We start from the raw sequence: 5,000 nt of genomic DNA, 5'->3' as shown, positions 1-5,000 counted from the left end.
CCACCTGCGCGCGCTTTACGCCCAATAATTCCGGATAACGCTTGCCACCTACGTATTACCGCGGCTGCTGGCACGTAGTTAGCCGTGGCTTTCTGGTTAGGTACCGTCAAGGTGCCAGCTTATTCAACTAGCACTTGTTCTTCCCTAACAACAGAGTTTTACGACCCGAAAGCCTTCATCACTCACGCGGCGTTGCTCCGTCAGACTTTCGTCCATTGCGGAAGATTCCCTACTGCTGCCTCCCGTAGGAGTCTGGGCCGTGTCTCAGTCCCAGTGTGGCCGATCACCCTCTCAGGTCGGCTACGCATCGTTGCCTTGGTGAGCCGTTACCTCACCAACTAGCTAATGCGACGCGGGTCCATCCATAAGTGACAGCCGAAGCCGCCTTTCAATTTCGAACCATGCGGTTCAAAATGTTATCCGGTATTAGCCCCGGTTTCCCGGAGTTATCCCAGTCTTATGGGCAGGTTACCCACGTGTTACTCACCCGTCCGCCGCTAACTTCTTGAGAGCAAGCTCTCAATCCATTCGCTCGACTTGCATGTATTAGGCACGCCGCCAGCGTTCATCCTGAGCCAGGATCAAACTCTCCAATAAAGTTAGTTTGTCTAGCATCTAAAAATAAAAATTGACGTTTCACGTTGTTTGTTTCGTTCAGTTTTCAAAGAACTACTTGGTCGCTCATTTGCGACTTCCTTATGTTAACATCTTCGTTAGTTAATGTCAACTAAGTTTTTTATTTCGTTTGTCGCTTGTGACGTTAATGTCATCGGCGACTTGTTCTATATTACACCTCTAAAGTATAATCGTCAATACGTTTTTAAAAAAACTTTATATTTTATAGATTTCATTTACGTATTTCTTCTATAGTTATATACAAGCACCCTACAGAACAATCTATGGGGTGCTCTTCTACCATAAAAACTATTGTTCTTTCGACGGCACCGAACAACTTCCATCAGTACAAGAAAGATCGCTTCCACCATCTGCTGAAAGTTCCTGTAACTTCGGTGCAGGATTCTCTTCTTCCCACACTTGCTGAAGTGCACCAACAAAAGTTTCAAGTGGTTGTGCACCTGAAATAGCATACTTTTGATTAATAATAAAATAAGGCACTCCCGAAATTTGATATTGCTGAGCAATCGCTTCATCAATTCTAACATCATTTGCGTACGCATTTTTATCATTAATAACATTTAAAGCTTCTTGCTTATCTAAACCTGAGGCTTCAGCGATAATAGCAAGTGTATCCACATCACTTAAATTTTTCGATTCAGTGAAATATGCAAAAAGTAGATTCTCCGTAATCTCCTTTTCTTTTCCATGATTCTTTGCAAACTTCGCAAGACGATGCGCATCAAACGTATTCGTCGGCTTCATCTCATCAAAATTAAAACTTAAACCCATACTAGCTGCATGATTTCCTAGCTGTACGTTATTACGCTTAGCTTCTTCAATACTAATTCCATACTTTGATGCAAGCACTTCATTAATACTTGTTCCAGAGTAAACGGGAGTATTCGGATCCAACTCAAAACTTTTAAACTCAACTTCAACATCCTTCTTATGTGGAAATTGCTCTAAAGCCATCTCTAATCTACGTTTCCCAATATAGCAAAATGGGCATACAAAATCCGACCAAACCTCAATTTTCATATAAACACCTCATTAACATTTAGTTTTCAATCATTGTAGCACTGAGATTAAGGAATTCAAAAGTTTTTGCTCTATCTCCTTCATATAGTACATACAAAAATACACTTATAGCAGACTACCTAATTAACAAAAAAACGATAATCAAAAGGATTAACTATTATCCCTCTGATTATCGTCTATATAAATGCAACAACTTTAATTATGCCGGAATATACTTCCCTACGAACTTCCATACGGTATTCCAATATTTATTCGAATCTACTTTCTCCGCTTCTCCATGCCCAGCACCTGGAACAATTAATTTCTCTTTTTCTACTTTTGCAGCATTATATACTTCATCTAACATTTCAAAAGGAACGAATGTATCAGCATCTCCATGAATGAATAGCATAGGTGTTTTACTTTTCGCCACTTGTTTTACAGCTGAAGCTTCTTCTAAATCATATCCAGCTCTTAATTTTGTAACTGTATTTGCCGCATTCATAACAGGAAACTTCGGCAAGTGGAATAAATCTTTTAGCTGATAAGTAAATTCATCAATAACGGTTGAGTATCCACAATCTTCAATAATAACTTTAACATTAGAAGGTAAATCTTCTCCTGAAGTCATCATTACAGTTGCCCCGCCCATTGAAACACCAAATAGAGCTATTTCAGCATTAGGATCTTTCTTTAAGATTTGTTGAATCCAAATCAAAACATCTTTACGATCATGCCAGCCCATACCAACATAATCCCCTTCACTATTTCCGTGCCCACGAAGGTCTGGTGCTATGACATTATAGCCTTGTTCATAAAAGTTACGAATATATTTCGTCATTTCTGATGCTCTACCATTGTATCCATGAACCACAATTGCCCATTTATGACTAGATGATTCATTCATATATTCATAGCCTTTTAAATTCAATTTATCGAAAGAACGTATAGTTAATGTGTTAGGTTTATACTTCGATACGAAGTTCGCATTCTTTTCTTCATTTGTAGCCAATACATCTCCCGATGCATTTACCGTTTCTACTAAATGAGGATTATCTTGCAAAAATTCTTTTTCTTGTTTCGCATTCAATGCGTAGTTATAAAAATAATTCCCAACTAACATATACACGATTAATAGAAGGACTAAGACTACTGTAGTAATTATACCTATCCTTTTCATATTATCTCCTTTTCTAACTTAAATCTTCTTATATTAAAGTACATCAAAAAACAACTGTACTATTTTAACACACCAGTGAATCTTATCTTTAAGAAATAAAATAGAAAATCTTAAATTACATATCAAAAATCACGAAAGAAATCGAATAAAACTTATATAAATATGTAATTAGCTTTGAAAAGAAGTTACAAAATACAAAAAAGACGAGTCATTCTGACTCGTCTTAAAGTTGCTTGGCGACGTCCTACTCTCACAGGGACAAGGTCCCAACTACCATCGGCGCTAGAGAGCTTAACTTCCGTGTTCGGTATGGGAACGGGTGTGACCTCTCTGCCATCATCACCAAACTATGAAGGCATATTCCTTCAAAACTAGATAACATTGCTACATATTATATGGTTAAGTCCTCGATCTATTAGTATTCGTCAGCTCCACATGTCACCATGCTTCCACCTCGAACCTATCAACCTGATCATCTTTCAGGGATCTTACTAGCTTACGCTATGGGAAATCTCATCTTGAGGGGGGCTTCATGCTTAGATGCTTTCAGCACTTATCCCTTCCGCACATAGCTACCCAGCTATGCCCTTGGCAGAACAACTGGTACACCAGCGGTGCGTCCATCCCGGTCCTCTCGTACTAAGGACAGCTCCTCTCAAATTTCCTACGCCCACGACGGATAGGGACCGAACTGTCTCACGACGTTCTGAACCCAGCTCGCGTACCGCTTTAATGGGCGAACAGCCCAACCCTTGGGACCGACTACAGCCCCAGGATGCGATGAGCCGACATCGAGGTGCCAAACCTCCCCGTCGATGTGGACTCTTGGGGGAGATAAGCCTGTTATCCCCGGGGTAGCTTTTATCCGTTGAGCGATGGCCCTTCCATGCGGAACCACCGGATCACTAAGCCCGACTTTCGTCCCTGCTCGACTTGTAGGTCTCGCAGTCAAGCTCCCTTATGCCTTTGCACTCTACGAATGATTTCCAACCATTCTGAGGGAACCTTTGGGCGCCTCCGTTACACTTTAGGAGGCGACCGCCCCAGTCAAACTGCCCACCTGACACTGTCTCCCGGGTCGATAAGACCCGTAGGTTAGAATTTCAATACAGTCAGGGCGGTATCCCACCAGCGCCTCCACCGAAGCTAGCGCTCCGGTTTCAATGGCTCCCGCCTATCCTGTACAAACTGTACCAAAATTCAATATCAGGCTACAGTAAAGCTCCACGGGGTCTTTCCGTCCTGTCGCGGGTAACCTGCATCTTCACAGGTACTATAATTTCACCGAGTCTCTGGTTGAGACAGTGCCCAAATCGTTACACCTTTCGTGCGGGTCGGAACTTACCCGACAAGGAATTTCGCTACCTTAGGACCGTTATAGTTACGGCCGCCGTTTACTGGGGCTTCAGTTCAGAGCTTCGCTTACGCTAACCCCTCTCCTTAACCTTCCAGCACCGGGCAGGTGTCACCCCCTATACTTCGCCTTACGGCTTCGCAGAGAGCTGTGTTTTTGCTAAACAGTCGCTTGGGCCTATTCACTGCGGCTTTCCGTTAAGAAAGCACCCCTTCTCCCGAAGTTACGGGGTCATTTTGCCGAGTTCCTTAACCAGAGTTCTCTCGCACACCTTAGGATTCTCTCCTCGCCTACCTGTGTCGGTTTGCGGTACAGGCACCTTTTATCTCGCTAGAAGCTTTTCTTGGCAGCGGGGAATCAAAGACTTCGCTCCATAAGGAGCTTCCCCATCACAGCTCAGCCTTCACGATAAGCGGATTTGCCTACTTATCAGCCTAACTGCTTGGACGTGCACAACCAATCGCACGCTTCTTCTATCCTTCTGCGTCCCTCCATTGCTCAAACGATAAAGAGGTGGTACAGGAATATCAACCTGTTGTCCATCGCCTACGCCTGTCGGCCTCGGCTTAGGTCCTGACTAACCCTGAGCGGACGAGCCTTCCTCAGGAAACCTTAGGCATTCGGTGGACGGGATTCTCACCCGTCTTTCGCTACTCATACCGGCATTCTCACTTCTAAGCGCTCCACCAGTCCTTCCGGTCTGACTTCACTGCACTTAGAACGCTCCCCTACCACTGATACCATTGGTATCAATTCGCAGCTTCGGTGGTGTATTTAGCCCCGGTACATTTTCGGCGCAGAGTCACTCGACTAGTGAGCTATTACGCACTC

Annotated in this window: 2 protein-coding genes and 3 rRNA genes (2 of these 5 cut by a window edge); all 5 read right to left on the bottom strand. The window is 43.4% G+C overall.

The genetic code is table 11. The annotated features are described in order from the left end of the window. Window positions 1-597 (bottom strand): 16S ribosomal RNA (locus MHH27_RS01560); it reaches 955 nt to the left of the window's first position. A 327-nt stretch (window positions 598-924) separates the two neighbouring features. Continuing rightward, window positions 925-1,656: a DsbA family oxidoreductase gene (locus MHH27_RS01555; RefSeq protein ID WP_000687923.1), complete on the bottom strand. Its 732-nt coding sequence runs from the start codon at window positions 1,654-1,656 to the stop codon at window positions 925-927. A 199-nt stretch (window positions 1,657-1,855) separates the two neighbouring features. Next, window positions 1,856-2,815 carry an alpha/beta hydrolase gene (locus MHH27_RS01550; RefSeq protein WP_340941427.1) on the bottom strand — a complete coding sequence of 320 codons (960 nt, stop codon included), beginning with the start codon at window positions 2,813-2,815 and terminating at the stop codon, window positions 1,856-1,858. Window positions 2,816-3,046: 231 nt separating this feature from the next. Then, window positions 3,047-3,162: ribosomal RNA gene (gene rrf, locus MHH27_RS01545) — 5S ribosomal RNA — on the bottom strand. Between the two features lie 48 nt (window positions 3,163-3,210). Beyond that, window positions 3,211-5,000: ribosomal RNA gene (locus MHH27_RS01540) — 23S ribosomal RNA — on the bottom strand (it continues 1,132 nt past the right edge of the window).

This window comes from Bacillus sp. FSL L8-0152 (assembly GCF_038006365.1).
GTDB classification, from domain to species: domain Bacteria; phylum Bacillota; class Bacilli; order Bacillales; family Bacillaceae_G; genus Bacillus_A; species Bacillus_A cereus.
This window is presented reverse-complemented; position numbering and strand designations above follow the sequence as displayed.

Bases quoted from the DNA above. Each gene is read 5' to 3' on its own strand.
- MHH27_RS01550 (WP_340941427.1), bottom strand. From the start codon at position 2,815: ATGAAAAGGATAGGTATAATTACTACAGTAGTCTTAGTCCTTCTATTA.
- MHH27_RS01555 (WP_000687923.1), bottom strand. From the start codon at position 1,656: ATGAAAATTGAGGTTTGGTCGGATTTTGTATGCCCATTTTGCTATATT.